Here is a 17,375-nt window from a genome sequence, read left to right as displayed (position 1 = left end):
TCGTGACTGCGGACACCTCGGCGCGGATCGGGTTCCGTCGGCACCTGCGGGCGATCACCGTTCCCGAGGAGGGCGTCGTCTATCTCGTCTCGGCACGCGGCACGGTCGCCCTGTCCGGTGACCGTGCCGTCTCCGTCGCGCCGCTGCTCGACGGCACGCTGACCATGGCCGAGATCCGGCAGCGCACCGCCGGTCGGTTGGCGCCCGGCGAGCTGGCCGGCACGCTGGCCACGCTCGCGCAGGCCGATCTGATCAGCCTGCGCCGCCCCGGGCCGGAGGCCGACACGGCCGCCGGCGCGTACTGGGACCTGATTGGCGCCGACGCCGACGCGGCCACCGACCGGCTCGCGGCCGCGACCGTCCGGGTCCTGTCGCTCGGCGCGACCGGCGTGGCCGAGGCGCGGTCCGCGCTGCGGGCCTGCGGTCTGGCCGCCCAGGACGGCCCGGATCTGGGCCAGGGCCTGACCATGGTGCTCTGCGACGACTACCTCGACCCCCGGCTGGAGCGGATCAACGCCGCGATGCTGGCGGCCGGCCGGGCCTGGCTGCCCGCCAAGCCCACCGGCGTGGACGTCTGGGTCGGCCCGGTCTTCCGCGGTGGCGAGGGCCCGTGCTGGTGCTGCCTGGCCACCCGGCTGCGGGCCAGGCGCACCGGCGAGACCCTGGCGCGCGGGTGCGGCGCAACGGTCACCGCGCCGGAGACGTCGCTGCCCACCACCCGGGTCATCGGCCTGCAGCTGGCCGTCCTCGAGGCGGTCAAGTGGCTTTCCGGCGCCACCGGCACCGCCGGGTCCAGCACACTGCGCACCTTCGACACCCTGACCTGGCAGAGCGGGCAGCATCAGGTCGACCGCCGTCCACAGTGTCCGGCGTGCGGTGACGCGGGCCTGATGACCGCTCAGGTCGCGGCGCCGGTCCGGCTGGCGGGGCGGCCGAAGGCCAGCGTCGCGGGCAACGGCCACCGGGCGCGTTCCCCGGAACAGGTCTGGGAGGCCTACCAGCACCTCGCGGATCCGATCACCGGCATCACGGACCCGATCCGCCGTGACCCCCGGTGTCCCGACTTCCTGCACAGCTGCCTGTCCGGCGCCAACCGCGCGGTCGTCGGTCGCGGCCTGGCCGCGGCCCGGGCGGGCCTGCGCCAGCAGAGCGGCGGCAAGGGCAGCACCGAGATCGAGGCCCGGGTGGGCGCGCTCTGCGAGGCGGTCGAACGGTGGTCCGGTTCGCGCTTCGGCGACGAGCCGGTGATCCGCGCGAGCCTGCGCGAGCTCGGCGACCGCGCGGTGCACCCGGACGCGTGCCAGCTGTTCGATCCCCGCCAGTTCCGGGACCGGGACCGGTGGAACGCGGCGAACGGCGCCTTCCAGCACGTGCCGGAGCCCTTCGACGAGACGGAGGCCATCGACTGGACGCCGGTCTGGTCGCTGACCCGGCAATGTTCCCGGCTCATGCCGACCGACCTGCTGTACTTCACCCCGGACAGCCACCCGGCGCTGCGCGCCACCTCCAACGGCAACGCCGCCGGGGCCAGCCGCGAGGACGCGATCATGCAGGGCCTGCTGGAGCTGGTCGAGCGGGACGCGGTGGCTTTGTGGTGGTACAACCGCACCCGGCAGCCCGCGGTCGACCTGGCGTCGTTCGCCGATCCGTGGATCGACGCCCTTCCGGCGCGGTACGCCGAGGTGCACCGCGAGCTGTGGCTGCTCGACCTCACGGCCGATCTGGGCGTGCCCGTGATGGCCGCGATCTCCCGTCGCACGGACAAGCCGGCCGAGGACCTGATGCTCGGCTTCGGCGCCCACCCGGATCCCACGGTCGCCGCCCGTCGGGCGCTCACCGAACTGGGCCAGCTGTTGCCGGCCGTGGTGCGCGTGGACGGCGCCGGCAACGGCTACGGCGCGCAGGACCCGCACATCATGCGGTGGTGGCGCTCCGCGACCGTGGCGAACCAGCCGTACCTGCGCCCGGGTGCGATGGCCTCGCGGCGGCGCGCCGACTACCGGTACGACGACTGTCCTGACCTGCGCGAGGACGTGGAGCGACTGGTCGCGCGGGCCGCCGCCGAGGACCTGGAGGTGTTTGTCCTGGACCAGACCCGCCCGGACGTGGGACTGCCGGTGGTGAAGGTGATCGTGCCCGGGCTCCGGCATTTCTGGGCCCGGTTCGCTCCCGGTCGGCTGTTCGACGTGCCGGTCCGGGCGGGGCGGCTCGCCGCCCCCACGTCCTACCCGGACCTCAACCCGATTCCCCTGTTCCTGTGAGCGATGAATCCCGACGAATGGGAGGTGGTCCCATGGCACCGTTCCCGATGTGGTCCTTCCGTGAGGACGTACTCGTGGAGCACCTGCCGGACCAGGCCACCGTTGTGCTGCGCAGCCGCTCCGAGGACACCGTCCTCACCCTGGTCCGGCCCGCGGCGGTGCAGGCCCTGAAGCGGATGAGCCTCGGGTCGACCGCGCTGTCGAACGTGATCAGCGACGAGCTGGACTGGGCGGCTGTCCGGACCATTCTGGACGACCACCAGCACCTGGTGATCCATTCGTACGGGCTCGATCCGGAACAGCCCCTGGTCTCCGTGGTGCCGCTGACCCCGGAGTCCCGGTTCGCCGTGCCACCGGGACTGCCGCCGGAGCCCGTGCGCCTGTCCCGGTTCGCGGTGATCCGCGCCGACGGCAGCACCTTGGTGATCGAGTCGCCGCTCAGCCTGCACCGGGTGGTCCTGCACGGCCCGGAGGCGGTCGCCGCCCTGGGCGCCCTGGTCGGGCCGGTGCCGCCCGACCCCGACGACCAGGTGCTGCAGGTGCTCATCCCGGCGCTGATCGCGGCCGGGATGGTGGTGGACGCGAACGGCGACCCGTTCGATGCCGACCCCGTGCTGCTCACCTGGGATCCGATCGAGCTGTTCTTCCACACCCGGGCCACGCTCGGCCGCCACGACCAGGACTTCGGGGCCACGTACCCCGCGGGAGAGTCCGGCGCGGTCGAACCGGTGGCGAAGCCGCCCGCGCCCGGCGCGGCGATCGAGCTGTACCGGCCCGCCGGGGAGGACGGGCCCGGCCTGATCGCCACGATCGAGGCCGGGCCCGGCGGCGGGCACCTCGCCGTCGGCCCGATCAGCGGGCGCGAGCTGGGCACGCTGCTCTTCCGGACGGCCCGGGTCCGATCGGTGGTCGGCGACCCCGCCACGGCGACGGCGGTCAGCGACCGGCCGTACTCGTCGCCCGGTCGCGACTACGAGTTGGAGATCTACGCGATCGTGCACGACTGCGAGGGCGTGCCCCGCGGGGTCTACCACTACGACGCGTTGGGGCACCGGCTGGAGCCGCTGGCCGTGTCGGCGCCCGAGGCGGACGAGATGCTCGAGAGCAGCCGGGTGGCCGCGAACCTCAGCGCGCCGCCCGGGGTCCTCCTGTCGGTGACCGCCCGATTCCAACGAATCTCGTGGAAGTACAGCGGCATGGGCTACTCGATGGTGCTGCGCAACTTCGGCGCGTTGACCCAGCTGCTGGCGCTGGTCTGCGCGGCTCTCGGCCTCGCCGGCCTGCGCATCGACATGGCCGAGATCGAGGTGACCTCGCGCATCCTCGGACTCGACTGGCGGGTCGAGTCCGGGGTCGGCAGCTTCGTCGTCGGCCGCCCCGCCGCGCCGCCCTCCCGCTCCGAACACCCGTGACAACCCGCTGATCAGGAGGAAAACCATGCCCCGGACCGTGTCGCAGAAGATGGGGATCAAGCCCGGCTCGCGTGCGTTCTTCGTGAACGCCCCCGACCAGGCCCGCAACGCTATCGACCTGCCCGACCTCTCGGTCGGCGCGGACCTGGCGGGCGAGTTCGATTACATTCACCTGTTCCTCACCAGACAATCCGAGATGGACGAGACCTTCCCGAAGCTCAAAGCGCACCTGAAGGCCGGCGGAATGTTATGGGTCTCGTGGCCGAAGGGCCGAAAACTGGGTTCCGACCTGACCCTGCCGAAAGTCATTGAGATCGGCTACAACCACGGGCTGGTGGAAAGTACGTGCCTGAGCATCGATTCCACATGGTCGGGCCTCAAGTTCACCCATCCGAAGAAAGGCAAGACGTACAACAACAGTTACGGGAAACTTCCCAATCAGTAGGGCGACGGCAACGTCCTCATAAATCGATCGATTTCGACGGAAGGCCGATTGACACACGTAGCGACGAACGGTGTGCTGTTCATACATGCCGAACGTGCCGCGATCGCAGCGATGTGGGGGTGCTGTGTCCCGACGGGATCCACACAATCCCCAGCCATCCGTCGCTGGGTCACCGGCCGCCCAGTCGGAACGCCGCGCGGCCATCCGAACCGCGCGGGGGGTCATCGCGGCCGTCGTCGCGGGGTACATCGTCAACACCCTGCTGGCCGTTCACTCCATCCTGCACGGCGCCGCCCTTGCCGCGTTCGTGGCGTGCAGCGCGGCGGCGTTCGTCCTGCAACTGGCCCACTCGACCCGGGCCCCGCTCACGTGGCCGCCGCGCACCCGTGCGATCACGCTGTCCACCCAGGCGGCGGCCACCCTGCTGCCGTTCGCATGGGTGGGGCCGCAGGCGGGTGCGCTCGCCGGCTTCCTCGCCGGGTCGCTGCTGCTGGCGGTGTCCGGGCCGTGGCGATGGTGGCTGTTCGGCGGGGTGCTTCTCGCGGTGCTGCTCGGCCAGTGGGCCGAAGGCCTGACGGCGGTCGACATCGGGTACGGCGTCTACTTCTCCACGCTCACCGGGTTGATGATCTACGCGGTCAGTTCCCTGGTCTCGCTGGTCGGCATGCTGTACTCGGCGCGCGGGGAGATGGCCTGGATGGCGGTCGCCCGGGAGCGCCTGCGGGTCGCCCGGGACCTGCACGACCTGCTCGGGCTGAACCTCTCCGCGATAACGCTCAAGGGCGAGTTGGCCTACCGGCTGCTGCCGATGGCCGTCGACCGGGCCCGGCAGGAGCTGGCCGACGTCCTGGAGGTGGCGCACCGGGCGCTCGCGGACATGCGCGTCGTCGCCGGAGGTGACCAGCGCATGTCGATGGCCGCCGAGACGGAGACCGCCACGGCGATGCTCGTCTCCGCGGGGATCCGGATGACGGTCGAATCGGACCTGCCGGAGCTGCCCGAGACCCTCGACACGGTGCTGGCCATCGTGCTGCGCGAGGCCGTCACGAACGTGTTGCGGCACAGCAAGGCCGAACGGTGCGTCATCGAGTCGTCCGTGTCCGACGGTCAGGTGCGGCTGCTCATCCGCAACGACGGGGTGGCGGAGCAGAGCCCGACGGATGGCGGGTCCGGACTGGCCAACCTGGTCGGTCGGCTGAACGCGATCGGTGGCCGGCTGACGACCGCGAGGGTCGACCAGTGGTTCGAGCTGCGGGCCACCGCACCGCTGCCCGCCACCGAGGGCCCCGCCCCGCCCGCCCCGGGAGAGCCCGGCGCGGCGGCGCCGGCCGCCGGTCCCTGGCACCGCCGCGCCGGCCGGGCCATCACCGTGCTGGTCCTGGCCGGCTACGGGATCCTGATGGTCGTCAACGTGCTTCCGCAGGACCCGCCCGGTCTCGCCCTGCTGGGCTTCGCCGCCTGCGTGTCCGCCGCGGTCGCCCTCCAGGTGTTCGTGGCGCTGCACGGCCCGCGGCGACGCCGGGTCGGGTTACGCGTCGCCGTCGTGGCCGCCCAGGCGCTCCTGATCATGGCGCCGCTGTGGTGGATCGGCGCTCCGTGGGGGTCGATGGGTGGTTTCGTCGCCGGGTCGGCGCTGCTGCTGATCGGCGGCGGGCTGCGGTGGCTCCTGTACGCGCTCGTGGGCGCGGCCGTGTTCGTGGCGGCGGTGTCGTACGGTGCCACGGTGGAGTGGACCGCGTACCTGACTCTGTCCACATTGCTCACCGGCCTGGTGGTCTTCGGCATCAGCTCGCTGTCCGGCCTCGTCGAACAGGTTGACCAGGCCCGCGCGGAGCTGGCCCGCGCGGCCGTCACGCGGGAACGCCTGCAGGTCGCGCGGCAGTTGCGTACCCGCCTCGGCGAACTGCTCTCGGCGGTGTCGTTCCGCGCCCAGAGCGCGATCCGGTCGCTGCCCGCCGCGCCCGCTGACGCCCGCGCCGAGGTCGCCGAGATGCTCGACATCGCGCGGGTCGCGGCCACCAACATCCGGACCGTGGCCACCGGATACCGGGACATGTCGCTGCCCGCCGAACTGAAGTCGGCCGTCACCGGGCTCGGCTCCGCCGGCATCCTCACGACGGTGGACGTGCCGGACGACCAGCGGCCCGGCGAGGTCGACGCGCTCTTCGCCGTGGTGCTGCACGAGGCCGTCACCAACATCATCCGGCACAGCGCGGCCCGCACCTGTCAGATCACGATCGGTCAGGCGGGCGATCGGCTGCGGCTGCTGGTGACCAACGACGGCACCCCCGACACGGCGGAACCGGGCGCCGGCCTGCACGATCTCGCCGAGCGCCTCCGCGCCGTCGGCGGGGATCTCACCACCGAGGCGACGAACGGCACCTTCCGGCTCCTGGCCGAACTGCCCGACCCCGGCCGAGTGTGGAAAGGATGATTCGACAGTGTTGAGGATTCTCCTCGCCGAGGACGTCCACATGGTGCGCGGGGCGCTGGCGGCGCTGCTCGACCTGGAGTCGGACATGTCGGTGGTCGTCGAGGTGGACAGCGGCGACAAGATCGTCCCCGCGGCCCTGGCCAACCTGCCGGACGTGGCCATCATCGACGTCGACCTGCCCGTCCTGGACGGGCTGTCCGCGGCCGAGGAGCTGCACGCCAAGCTGCCCTCGTGCCGGACGCTCATCCTGACCGGCCTGGGCCGGCCCGGCACCCTGCGCCGGGCGCTGTCCGTGTCCGTGGGCGGGTTCCTGCTGAAGAACTCGCCGTCCGACCGGCTGGCGCAGGCGGTGCGTGAGGTGGCCGCCGGGCGCCGGGTGGTCGACCCGCAGCTCGCCCTGACCGCCTGGGACGTGGGCGAGATCCCGCTGTCCGGGCGCGAGCTGCAGGCGTTGCGGCTCGCCGCCGGCGGAGCCGAGCCGCCGGAGATCGCCGCCGCCATGCATGTCTCCGTGGGTACCGTCCGCAACTACCTGACGAAGATCGTGATGAAGCTGAACGCCCGCAACCGGGTCGACGCCATCCGCATCGCCACGGACGCCGGCTGGATCTGACCTCGCGACTTCTCGTACGCATCCGTATCTGGGGCTGCCGCCAGGCCGTTGACCAGGGCGTACAGGAAGAGGGCACGCGCATGACGATCACCGTCCGACTGGGGACCGCGATGCTCATCGCGGCGGTCTCGGCACTCGCGATCACGGTCGGCGGCCCGGGCGCGGCGGCGACGCCCACTGCCGCGCCCGGGCCGGCCAGCGTCCCGACCCCGGCGACGGACCGCACCGGCTCCTACATCGCGGTGTTCCACAACGGCAGGGTGCCGCGTGACCAGGTGGACGCCGTCGTCCAGGACCTCGACGACTCGCACCCCATCACGGTGCACCGGGTCTTCTACGACGTCCTGCGGGGCTTCCAGTTCACCGGCACGCGCCGGGCGGCCGCTGGCGTCGCCCGCGATCACCGGGTGGCGTACGTCGAGCGCGACATCCCGGACGTGGGCTTCGCCCAGCCGCAGGGCGGCATGCAGTACAACCCGCCGTGGGGCCTGGACCGCGTCGACCAGCGGCGCCTGCCACTGGACCGCCGGTTCAGCTACCCGACCACCGCGTCCAACGTGACCGTGTACGTCCTCGACAGCGGGGTACGCGTGACCCACCGGGAGTTCGGCGGCCGGGCCACGGCCGGCGGCGACTTCACGCCCGAGCGCGACAACGTCGACTGCACCGGGCACGGTACCCACGTGGCGGGGACGATCGGCGGCTCGTCGGTGGGCGTCGCCAAGCGGGTCCGCATCGTCTCGCTCAAGGTCTTGGACTGCCACAACACCGGGCTCACGTCCGGCATCATCCGGGCGCTCGACACGGTGGTCCGGACGGGCCGAATCCCGGGCGTGGTCAACATGAGCCTGGGCCACGAGGGGTCCGACCCGGCGTTCAGCACGGCGATCGCGAACGTCGTCGCCAAGGGCTTCGTCGTGGTGGCCGCCGCGGGCAACAACCGGGCGAACGCGTGCCGGTTCTCCCCCGCACAGGCGCCCCAGGCGATCACGGTGGGCGCGACCAATGCCTCGGACCAGCGCGCCCCGTTCTCGAACTTGGGCAGGTGCGTGGACATGTTCGCGCCGGGAGCAGGCATCTCCTCGACGGCCATCTCGTCGAACTCGGCGCTGAGCCCGATGTCGGGCACGTCCATGGCCGCGCCGCACGTGGCCGGGGCGGCGGCGCTCATCCTCGGCCGGCATCCCCGGTTCTCCCCCGCCCAGGTGCGGCGGTGCCTCCAGGCAGCGGCCACCGCCAGCACGCTGACCAACCTCGGGTCCGGCTCGCCCAACCGGATGCTGTTCGTGGGCGGGGCCTGCTGAGCGGATCGCCACAGCGAGGGCCGGCGTGAGCTAATCGCACCGCCGATCACGGCCCTACCAGCGGGAATGTCACACTGAACGACGATGGGGCCCCGTCGGGGACAAGGTCGTCACGCCGGTGCTCCATGCATAACACGCGAAATGGTCGTACCCCCATAACGTAGCAAAGCGGCCATTTCTGCACACCGAGGAGCACACGTGTCGGTACAGGAAAAGCTAGAGTCGATCTTCACTTCAGTGGTGCGACGCAACCCCGGCGAGGACGAGTTCCACCAGGCGGTGCGGGAGGTGCTCGACAGCGTCGCGCCCGCCCTGCAGAAGCATCCCGAGTACGCCGAGGCGAAGATCATCGAGCGGATCTGCGAGCCGGAGCGGCAGATCATCTTCCGGGTACCGTGGGAGGACGATCGCGGCGAGGTCCACATCAACCGCGGCTTCCGGGTGGAGTTCAACAGCGCGCTGGGCCCGTACAAGGGGGGCCTCCGGTTCCACCCGTCGGTGTACCTGGGGATCGTGAAGTTCCTCGGCTTCGAGCAACTGTTCAAGAACGCGTTGACCGGCATGCCGATCGGTGGCGGCAAGGGCGGGTCGGACTTCGACCCCAAGGGCCGTTCCGACCGGGAGGTGATGCGGTTCTGCCAGTCGTTCATGACGGAGCTGTACCGGCACATCGGCGAGTACACGGACGTACCGGCGGGCGACATCGGCGTCGGTGGCCGGGAGATCGGCTACCTGTTCGGGCAGTACAAGCGGATCACCAACCGGTACGAGTCCGGCGTGCTGACCGGCAAGGGCCTCAGCTACGGCGGCGCCCAGGTGCGCCGGGAGGCGACCGGCTACGGCGCGGTGTTCTTCGCCGAGGAGATGCTGCGCGCCGACGGCGGCGACAGCCTCGACGGCAAGCGGGTGGTGGTCTCCGGCTCGGGCAACGTGGCGATCTACGCGATCGAGAAGGTGCACCAGCTCGGCGGCACCGTGGTGGCCTGCTCGGACTCCTCCGGCTTCGTCCACGACGACAAGGGCATCAACGTCGAGGTGCTCAAGCACCTCAAGGAGGTCCGGCGGGCGCGCATCAACGACTACGCCGACGCCGTCCCGCACGCCACCTTCGTCGCCGGCCGCCCCATCTGGGAGGTGCCCTGCCAGGTGGCGCTCCCCTGCGCGACGCAGAACGAGCTCACCGCCGCCGACGCGGGCACCCTCATCGCGGGCGGCTGCACCATCGTGGTGGAGGGGGCCAACATGCCCACCACCCCGGAGGCGATGCGGGCGTTCGCCGAGGCCGGGGTGCGGTTCGCGCCCGGCAAGGCGGCCAACGCCGGCGGCGTCGCGGCCAGCGCGCTGGAGATGCAGCAGAACGCCAGCCGCGACTCGTGGACCTTCGGGCACTCCGAGGAGAAGCTGCGCGAGATCATGCAGACCATCCACGCGCGCTGCTACGCCACCGCCGACGAGTACGGCATGCCGGGCAACTACGTCGCCGGGGCCAACATCGAGGGCTTCCGGCTCGTCGCTGAGGCGATGCTCGCCCACGGGCTCATCTGACGCCAGGATCCGCGCCCCGGCATCGCTACCGCGACGCCGGGGCGCGTCACGTTAAGTGGTTCACACGCAACGGAAAGTAGTTCGGCTGACCTTGTCGAAACCGCGTCGCCCCGATCGACGCCCCCGTAGAAGGCACCTCGACAAGGAGAGCGACATGTCATTTCAGGCGTACCTGGACGCGATCGAGACCAAGACCGGCAAGACGCCCCGCGAGCTGGTGAACCAGGCCGAGGAGCGCGGCTACCAGGCCCCGGCCGTCAAGGCGGGCACGATCGTCGAGTGGCTGAAGGAGGAGTACGGCCTCGGTCGCGGGCACGCGATGGCCCTCGTCCACGTCATCAAGAACGGCCCGGCGATTCCCAGCAGGCATGTCGGCTCCACCGGGTCGCACCGCGACGAGTCCGACATGCTGTGGCTGGACGGCAAGGCCAACCGCCCGACGTAGCCCGCGGCGACACGACCAGCCACCGTCCGCCGGCCCTGACGGACTACCGCGCGGCGACCGGGTCCGGCGCCGCCGGCTCGTCGGCCGTGCCGGCCGGCCTGACGCGGCGCTTCAGGAGGAGGGCGACGATGCCGCTGACCAGACCCCAGAAGGCCGAACCGATGCCCAGGATGGACAGGCCGGCGGCGGTCACCACGAACGTGATGACCGCCGCCTCCCGGTTCTCCTGTTCGGTGACGGCGTTGGCGAGGGCCGCGGCCAGTGCCGGGAGGAGGGCGAGGCCGGCGACCGCGATGACCAGTACGGGCGGGGAGAGCAGCACCAGCGCGGCGGCCAGGCCGGCGCCCAGGCCGAGGACCAGTTGGCCGCCGCCGAGCGCGACCGTGGCGATCCAGCGCCGGGCCGGGTCCGGGTGCGCCTCCGGGCCGGCGGTCAGGGCGGCCGTGATGGCGGCCAGGTTCACCGCGTGGCCGCCGAAGGGCGCCGCGGCCGCGCTGACCAGCCCGGTCGTGACGAGAACACCACGCAGCGGCGGCTGGTACCCGAAGGTGGCGAGCACGGCCGCCCCGGGCACGTTCTGCCCGGCCATGGTGACCAGGAACAGCGGTACGGCCAGACCGACCAGCGCCGGCACGGTGAACGCGGGCGGGGTCAGCTCGATGACGGGCCGCAGCGACGCGGCCGACAGCGCGGGCCCGGTGCCGCCGACCGCGATGGCGACGATGGCGGCGGCCAGCGCGCCGGGCACGGCCCAGGACCGGGCGAACCGCATGAGCAGCGCCCAGGTCAGCGTGACCGGCACGGCGAGCCTGGGGATGTCGATCAGCGCCTGGACGGGCGCCGTGCACAGGGGAACGAGGACGCCGGCCAGCATCGCCGCGGCGACCTGGCGCGGGATCGCGGCGATCAGCCGGGCCAGCCACGGCACCGCGCCGGCCAGCACGGTCAGCGCCGCACACACGAGGAACGCCCCGACGGCGGCCGGGAACCCGCCGGCCACCGGACCGGTCGCGACGAGCAGTGCGGCGCCCGGGGTCGACCACGCGATCGCGATCGGCATCCGGTAGCGCAGGGCGAGCAGGACGGCGGCGACGGCGATGCCCAGGCAGAGCGCCAGCAGCCCGGACGCGGCCTGGCGCTGGTCGGCGCCGACCGCGCGGAGGCCGGCCAGCACGATGGTGAACGCGCTGGCGAAGCCCACGATCGCGCTGACCAGCCCGGCAGATACCGGCTGCAGGATCCGCATACGCCCTCCCCGGTCGAGCGTTCCGTATACGGAACGATGGCCGGGTGACACCATAGCCAGATGACTTCCCGAGGGACAAGCCGGTTCGACCCCGCGGTGGGCCAACGGCTGCGGGGCCTTCGCGAGGCCCGCGGGATCTCGCTGTCCGAGCTCGCCCGCACGGCCGGGGTGGGCAAGGCCACCCTGTCCGGGCTTGAGAACGGCACCCGCAACCCGACCCTCGAGACCATGTACGCGATCGCGGCCGCCCTCGCCGTGCCGATGAGCGCGCTGACCGTGGACCCCGGGGCGCCGGCCAGCACCGCCGCCCCGATGCGCGGCGCCGCCGTGCTGTCCACGCTGCTCGAGGTGTTCCACGAGCCCGCCGCGACGTACGAGTTCTTCCGGATCCAGGTGCTGCCCGGCGCCCGGCAGACCTCGCCGGCCCACCTGCCGGGCGTGACCGAACACCTCTCCGTCCACCATGGACAGGTCATCGCCGGGCCGGTGGACGCACCGCTGACGGGCGGCCCCGGCGCCTACCTCACCTGGACGGCGGACGTGCCGCACACGTACGCGGCGGTCGGCCCCGACGAGGTCCAGGCCACGCTGCTCATCCGTACGCCGCATCGACCGACCGGTTGATCCCGTCTGCCAGAGTTGGCGTCGTGGACGCGCTCACGGTGCGGGGACTGAGCCGCAACTTCGGCACTCTGCTCGTGCTCGATGACATCACCTTCACGGTCGAAACCGGGCGGATCGCGACCGTCCTCGGCCCGAACGGCAGCGGCAAGACGACCCTGCTGCGCTGCGTCGTCGGCGCCGACCGGCCCGACAGCGGCGAGGTGCTCATCGCCGGACATCCCGCCGACGAGAGCGATCCCGGGCAACGGTCGATGGTGGCGGCCGCGCTCGACGACATCGACTTCTTTCCGGACCTGTCCGTGGTCGAGCACCTGGAACTGCTGTCCTTCGCCCACGGTCACGCCGCCGACCCGGTCGAGGAGGTGCTGACCGAGTTGGGCCTCGACCCGGCCCGCGACCAGCTGCCGGCCACACTGTCCAGCGGTCAGCGCCGCCGCCTCGCGCTGGCCTCCTGCTTCGTCCGCCCCCGCCGCCTGCTCGTCCTCGACGAGCCGGAGCAGCGCCTGGACGCACGCGGTAAAGCCTGGCTGGCCGACCGGCTCCGGCGCGAGCAGGCCGACGGCACGACCGTCCTGATGGCCTCGCACGACACCGACCTGATCGACGCCGTGACCGACCTGCGGATCGAGCTCGGCGCGTGACCGCGGCGCCGGCCGGCATCCCCAGCGCCCGGCACCTGCGCGCCGATCTGCGCGCGGCGCGCCGCGCCCACCGCACGGGCGGGCTCGGTGACGTGCTCAGCGACCTCTACGTGGTCGCGCTGTTCCTCGGCATGTACAGCTGGGCCGCCATCTACGAGAGCCGCGAGTACCTGCGATCGCCCACGGCCGGCCACACCGACCCGGACGAGGTGTACTGGATCGCCGTCGCGGCCGTCCCGGCCGCGCTGGCTTTCGCCTGGCATGGGCTACGGACCGTCGGGCCGCTCCTGGTCACACCCACGATGCAGGCCTGGGTCACGAGCTCGCCGGTCGACCGGCGCGCCCTGCTCGCACCGCGGTTCAGAGCTCTGGGTACCGGCATGGCCGCGCTCGTGGCGGCGCTCGGCGGCGCCGCCGCGCTCATCGGCGGGGCGCCCGCCACCGGGTTGGCGTGGGGGGCGCTGGCCGGCGCGGCCTGCGGCGCGGGCGGGGTCTCGCTCAGCGTCCTCGCCCAGGCCACCCGTGGTCGGCGCCGATGGCCGCGCCTGGTAGGCGTCGCGCTGGCGATCGTCGCCGCGCTCGTGGCGGCCTCGGTGGTCGTCGCGCACTTCTCGGGCGGGTCCTTTCCGCGCCCGGCCGGATCGCTGACGGTCGTTGTCGCCATCGCCGGGCTGCCGTTGGCCGTGGTCGCGCTGGTCATCGCCGACCGGGCGCTGCGCCGGGTGGACCGGGCCGCGCTGACTGCCGGCGCACCGCTGGCGAATGCCGCCGCCGAGGCCGTGGTGCTGCTCGATCCGACGCTGCTGGCCGGGCTCCTGGAGGGGCGCCGCTGGCGCCGCGTCGGCCGGGTCCGCAGCCGGCGGTTCCTGCCCGGTGGCCGGTGGTGGGTCCTGCTGCAGGCGGAGGTGCGCCGCCTCTACCGCAGTCCCGGTGCCCTCGTCGCCTGGGGCGCGCTGATCCTGTTGCAGTACGCGGTCGCCGTGGCGGTGCCGTCCGTGGCCGGGCCGGCACGGGTCATCGGCGCCTTCCTGGCCGCGACGCGGCTCACCGGCGGCCTGCGTACCCTCACCCGCTCCCCCGGCCTACGCCGGGCGGTGGGCGGCGGCAACGCCGCCGTGCGCCTGGTCCACCTCGTGGTTCCGGCCGCCGGGGCCGGCCTGTGGTGGCTGGCGACCGCGCCCGTCGGGCCGGTCCTGCCGGCATGGGCGACGATCGGCACGCTCCTCGGCGTGGTCTTCGCGGCCTACCGGGCGGCGACCCGGGCGCCGCTGGACTACGGCGGCGCCTATGCGGTCACGCCGTTCGGCACGATCCCGGTCGACCTGCTCCGCCAGCTGCTGCGCGGGCCCGACGTCATCGCGGTGCTGGTCCTCGTCTCGTACCTGCTGACCTAGCCAACCGCGTCGGCTGCGCCATACTGGGCGGGTGGGCGATCACAAGGGATTCACCGTCGTTCTGCGGGGCTACGACACGGACGAGGTCGACGCGCTCGTGGAGCGCGTCCACGAGGCGGCGGCGTCCACGGACGGGGCGTTGCGGGCCGCGGTCCGCGCGGAGCTGACCCAGCCCACGCTGAGCGTCCGCCTGCGCGGCTACGACCGGATCGCGGTCGACGACTACCTGCGCCGGGCCGTGGACCGGCTCGCCTAATCTCGTCGCGTCGCCGCGGCGGCTGACGGTATCGTGGCCGGGCCGGCCGCGGGACTCCGGTGCGACTTCCGGAACCCGCCTCTGAAGCGATGCTTCGCAGTTCGTGCCGCCACTCCCCGGCCGGCACCAGGCATCCGGCGGAAGGTTCGGCAGTGACCACAGCACAGGCGGACCGCGTCGCGTGCGAGGACGTGGTCATGTTCGTCAACGCGGCGGTCGCCGCCACGGGCCAGCGCGAGTTTCACTCCCAGGCCGCCGAACAGCGCCTGTCGCTGGACTTCCTGCACGAGTACGTCCTGGGCAACTACCGCGACCTGTACGCGGCGACCCTTGCCCTCGACATCAACCACCGCAACGCCGCCATGGTCGTGACGCGCCTGCTGCGCACGGCGCGGTCCGCCACGGCCGAGCAGCGGGCCGTGGAGGGGCGGCTGATCGCGGCGCGGCTGCGCACGCTGCCACCGCAGCGGGTCTACGCGGCGTTCCGCGAGCTGCGCCGCCACGGGGTCAACAACCGGCGTACCCGCGCCATCATGCGCGACTGGGTGGCCGCCCGGCCCGACCCGGCCTTCGACGCGGTCAAGTACCGCCGGTCGTTGGCGGTCGTCGCCCGGCACGCCCATCTGGCGCTGCCCGACGAGGTGGGTACGGTCCTGTTCGACTGGCGCCGCCCGAAGCGCTATGTCACGCCGCTCCTGGAGTCCTGGCGCCGGGCCCACTACGAGCAGCGGGCCCTGTACGAGCTGCCGTACACGGTTGCCGAAGGGCTCGCCGCGCAGCACGGCATCGACCGGGCGCGCTTCCTCACCGGCATCGCGCCGAGGCTCACGGACACCGAGCGCCTGCGGCTGCAGGCCAGCGCCGCGCGGCACAAGGCCGACGGGGTCGCGATGGACCTCGCCACCGCGCCGCTCACCCGCCTGGCCGGGTACGTGCTGTCGCTGCCCCGACCCGAGCGGGCCCGCCGGCGCGACGAGCTGACGGACGCGCTGCGCGCGGCCGCCCGGCGGGCCGCCCGCCGGCAGGCCGGCACCTGGGGCCGGGTCGTCGCGGTCCTGGACGACAGCTACTCCGCGGCCGGCTCCGGCACGAAGCGCCGCCGGCCGCTCGCGGTCGCCCTGGCCACCCATTACCTGCTGGAGGCGCTCGCCACCCAGTACGAGGGCCTGTGGCTCAACCACCGCGGTGATCCGCTGCTGGTGCATCCGCTCGGCGCCACCGGGCTGGGCGAGCGCGTCCTCGACGGCCTTGAGCGCCGCCCCGACCGGCTCGTCATCGTCTCCGACGGTTGGGACAACGCCCCGCCCGGCCAGGCCGCCGAGGTGCTGCGCGTGTGGGCCGCGCGCCTGGACCCCGCCGGGGCCACGGCCGTGGTGCACCTCAACCCGGTCTACGACGCCGACATCTTCGACGTACGCCGCCTCGCGCCGGGGGTGGCCACGGTCGGCATCCGCGACGCCGAGGACGCCGCCGCCCTGGTCGAGCTTGCCCGCTTCGCCACCGGCGGGGCGAGCTTCGACGAGCTGCGCCGCCACCTGGCCGACCGCGTCGACCGTTTCCTCAGCGAGGCAGCATGACCAACGGCACCGTGACCAACGGCATCGCGCTCACCGGGCTGACCACCGGCCCGGCCCAGACCTGGGGCGCCGTCCGGCTCGTCCCGCTGCTGCGGGCCGAGCCCATCGTCGACCTCCGCCTGCACGCCAAGCTGTATGAGCCCGACGCGCTGTCGATCGTCCAGACGGCGCCGCGCACGGCGTACTTCTCCTACATCCCGCACGGGTTCGTGGCCACCTGGACCACGGACGCGACCCCGGCCGCCGCCTACGGGACCCAACTGCGGGATCCGGCCGAGGCGGACGCGCCCGCCGCGATCCGGTTGGTGTTCCGCCGCCGCATGGCCCGCCGCGAGGACAAGCAGCGGCTGCGGTTCCTGCCGCTGCACCTGGCCATGGAGGGCTACCTGGCGCTGCACTTCGGCGGCCCCACGATCGCCTGGGAGGAGTGGACCCGCCAGGCCGTCACCCGCGGCCTGTCGCCCCGGGTCGAGTCCAGCTACAGCGGCGCGGCGATCGCCGGCCTCGACGACGCCCTGCGCACGTTCGAGATCTACCCCGACCAGTGCGGCATGGTGCTCTACGTCGCCGACGCCCTCGCCGCCGCGTTCGTCGTCCCCCACCCGCACGACTACCGGGCCCTGCACCCCACGCTGTTGCAGGACTTCTACGGCGAGCTGCTGTACCAGTACGCCCACCTGTACCCGGCCGTGCCCGCCTTCACCGCCCGCCTCGACGAGACCGGCGTCGACAGCGTCGCGGACCTGCGCGCGCAGCTGGTCCGCACGCGCGACGACTGGGCGGCGTTCCACGCCGTGATGGCCGGCGGGCTGCTCGCCGCCGAGCATCTGGCGGTCACGCCGGTGCGACGGATGGGGCGGTTCACCCTGTCCCGGTTCCTGCCCGCGTTCAACCCCGACGGGGAGAACCACATCGGCGAGACCATCACCGACGACGCCGGCCGGCTCGCGTACCTCAAGACGTTCCGGCTGTCGGCCGCCCAGGCGCGGCGGGGGTACCTGCTGTCCCAGCTCGCGGCGACCGACTGGGACCTGGACGCGACCGCCGCGGCCCTCGGCACCGACCGGGACGGGCTGACGATGCGCCTGGACCGCAGCGGGTTCGGTCACCTGCTGCGGCCCGACATCATCGACGCCTGCCGCAACCGCGCCCGCAAGCAGCGGGCGGCCCGTTGACGC

Annotated in this window: 15 protein-coding genes; 14 read left to right on the top strand and 1 reads right to left on the bottom strand. The window is 72.9% G+C overall.

Translation table 11 applies throughout. The annotated features are described in order from the left end of the window. Positions 1–2: 2 nt before the first annotated feature. From ABD191_RS04040 to ABD191_RS04005, 8 genes are all read left to right on the top strand, one after another. Positions 3–2,261, top strand: a complete 2,259-nt coding sequence (locus ABD191_RS04040) for a TOMM precursor leader peptide-binding protein (protein WP_344076931.1) — start codon at positions 3–5, stop codon at positions 2,259–2,261. Between the two features lie 32 nt (positions 2,262–2,293). Next, positions 2,294–3,673 (top strand): SagB family peptide dehydrogenase, encoded by a 1,380-nt coding sequence (locus ABD191_RS04035; protein ID WP_344076930.1) that lies wholly within the window; start codon positions 2,294–2,296, stop codon positions 3,671–3,673. A 25-nt stretch (positions 3,674–3,698) separates the two neighbouring features. Continuing rightward, the gene (locus ABD191_RS04030; RefSeq protein WP_344076928.1) at positions 3,699–4,118 is read left to right on the top strand and encodes a hypothetical protein; all 420 of its coding nucleotides are present in this window, start codon (positions 3,699–3,701) and stop codon (positions 4,116–4,118) included. Between the two features lie 124 nt (positions 4,119–4,242). Next, positions 4,243–6,552, top strand: a complete 2,310-nt coding sequence (locus ABD191_RS04025) for a sensor histidine kinase (protein WP_344076926.1) — start codon at positions 4,243–4,245, stop codon at positions 6,550–6,552. A gap of 7 nt (positions 6,553–6,559) precedes the next feature. After that, the gene (locus tag ABD191_RS04020) at positions 6,560–7,165 is read left to right on the top strand and encodes a response regulator transcription factor (RefSeq protein WP_344076924.1); all 606 of its coding nucleotides are present in this window, start codon (positions 6,560–6,562) and stop codon (positions 7,163–7,165) included. Positions 7,166–7,245: 80 nt separating this feature from the next. Continuing rightward, a complete protein-coding gene (locus ABD191_RS04015; RefSeq protein WP_344076922.1) occupies positions 7,246–8,469 on the top strand; it encodes a S8 family peptidase in 1,224 nt (407 codons plus the stop codon). Between the two features lie 198 nt (positions 8,470–8,667). Next, the gene (gdhA, locus tag ABD191_RS04010) at positions 8,668–10,014 is read left to right on the top strand and encodes an NADP-specific glutamate dehydrogenase (RefSeq protein ID WP_344076920.1); all 1,347 of its coding nucleotides are present in this window, start codon (positions 8,668–8,670) and stop codon (positions 10,012–10,014) included. Between the two features lie 154 nt (positions 10,015–10,168). Next, positions 10,169–10,459 carry a DUF4287 domain-containing protein gene (locus ABD191_RS04005; protein WP_344076918.1) on the top strand — a complete coding sequence of 97 codons (291 nt, stop codon included), beginning with the start codon at positions 10,169–10,171 and terminating at the stop codon, positions 10,457–10,459. Between the two features lie 43 nt (positions 10,460–10,502). Here the strand turns inward: ABD191_RS04005 and ABD191_RS04000 are convergent, their stop codons facing one another. After that, positions 10,503–11,705 (bottom strand): benzoate/H(+) symporter BenE family transporter, encoded by a 1,203-nt coding sequence (locus ABD191_RS04000; protein WP_344076916.1) that lies wholly within the window; start codon positions 11,703–11,705, stop codon positions 10,503–10,505. Between the two features lie 60 nt (positions 11,706–11,765). Between ABD191_RS04000 and ABD191_RS03995 the strand changes: the two genes are divergently transcribed. From ABD191_RS03995 to ABD191_RS03970, 6 genes are all read left to right on the top strand, one after another. Continuing rightward, positions 11,766–12,329 (top strand): helix-turn-helix domain-containing protein, encoded by a 564-nt coding sequence (locus tag ABD191_RS03995; protein ID WP_344076913.1) that lies wholly within the window; start codon positions 11,766–11,768, stop codon positions 12,327–12,329. A 23-nt stretch (positions 12,330–12,352) separates the two neighbouring features. Continuing rightward, the gene (locus ABD191_RS03990) at positions 12,353–12,970 is read left to right on the top strand and encodes an ABC transporter ATP-binding protein (protein WP_344076911.1); all 618 of its coding nucleotides are present in this window, start codon (positions 12,353–12,355) and stop codon (positions 12,968–12,970) included. After that, complete coding sequence (locus ABD191_RS03985) at positions 12,967–14,364, top strand: DUF6297 family protein (RefSeq protein ID WP_344076910.1); 1,398 nt, start codon at positions 12,967–12,969, stop codon at positions 14,362–14,364. Before ABD191_RS03990 ends, ABD191_RS03985 begins: the two co-directional genes overlap by 4 nt. Before the next feature lie 31 nt (positions 14,365–14,395). Then, entirely contained in the window at positions 14,396–14,620 is a 225-nt protein-coding gene (locus ABD191_RS03980) for a DivIVA domain-containing protein (protein WP_344076908.1), read from the top strand. A 152-nt stretch (positions 14,621–14,772) separates the two neighbouring features. Continuing rightward, positions 14,773–16,197 carry a hypothetical protein gene (locus tag ABD191_RS03975; protein WP_344076905.1) on the top strand — a complete coding sequence of 475 codons (1,425 nt, stop codon included), beginning with the start codon at positions 14,773–14,775 and terminating at the stop codon, positions 16,195–16,197. Then, positions 16,194–17,372 (top strand): ARPP-2 domain-containing protein, encoded by a 1,179-nt coding sequence (locus ABD191_RS03970; protein ID WP_344076903.1) that lies wholly within the window; start codon positions 16,194–16,196, stop codon positions 17,370–17,372. The genes ABD191_RS03975 and ABD191_RS03970 overlap by 4 nt, the downstream gene beginning before the upstream one ends. The last annotated feature ends 3 nt before the right edge of the window (positions 17,373–17,375 follow it).

This window comes from Luedemannella helvata (genome assembly GCF_039528415.1).
GTDB classification, from domain to species: Bacteria; Actinomycetota; Actinomycetes; order Mycobacteriales; family Micromonosporaceae; genus Luedemannella; species Luedemannella helvata.
The sequence above is the reverse complement of the archived record's forward strand: the minus strand, read 5'-3'. Positions and strand labels throughout refer to the sequence as shown.

Excerpts from the sequence above, each read along its gene's own strand:
- ABD191_RS04030 (WP_344076928.1), top strand. The coding sequence starts at position 3,699 with ATGCCCCGGACCGTGTCGCAGAAGATGGGGATCAAGCCCGGCTCGCGT.
- ABD191_RS04000 (WP_344076916.1), bottom strand. The coding sequence starts at position 11,705 with ATGCGGATCCTGCAGCCGGTATCTGCCGGGCTGGTCAGCGCGATCGTG.
- ABD191_RS03970 (WP_344076903.1), top strand. The coding sequence starts at position 16,194 with ATGACCAACGGCACCGTGACCAACGGCATCGCGCTCACCGGGCTGACC.
- ABD191_RS04015 (WP_344076922.1), top strand. The coding sequence starts at position 7,246 with ATGACGATCACCGTCCGACTGGGGACCGCGATGCTCATCGCGGCGGTC.
- ABD191_RS04005 (WP_344076918.1), top strand. The coding sequence starts at position 10,169 with ATGTCATTTCAGGCGTACCTGGACGCGATCGAGACCAAGACCGGCAAG.
- ABD191_RS04035 (WP_344076930.1), top strand. The coding sequence starts at position 2,294 with ATGGCACCGTTCCCGATGTGGTCCTTCCGTGAGGACGTACTCGTGGAG.
- ABD191_RS03995 (WP_344076913.1), top strand. The coding sequence starts at position 11,766 with ATGACTTCCCGAGGGACAAGCCGGTTCGACCCCGCGGTGGGCCAACGG.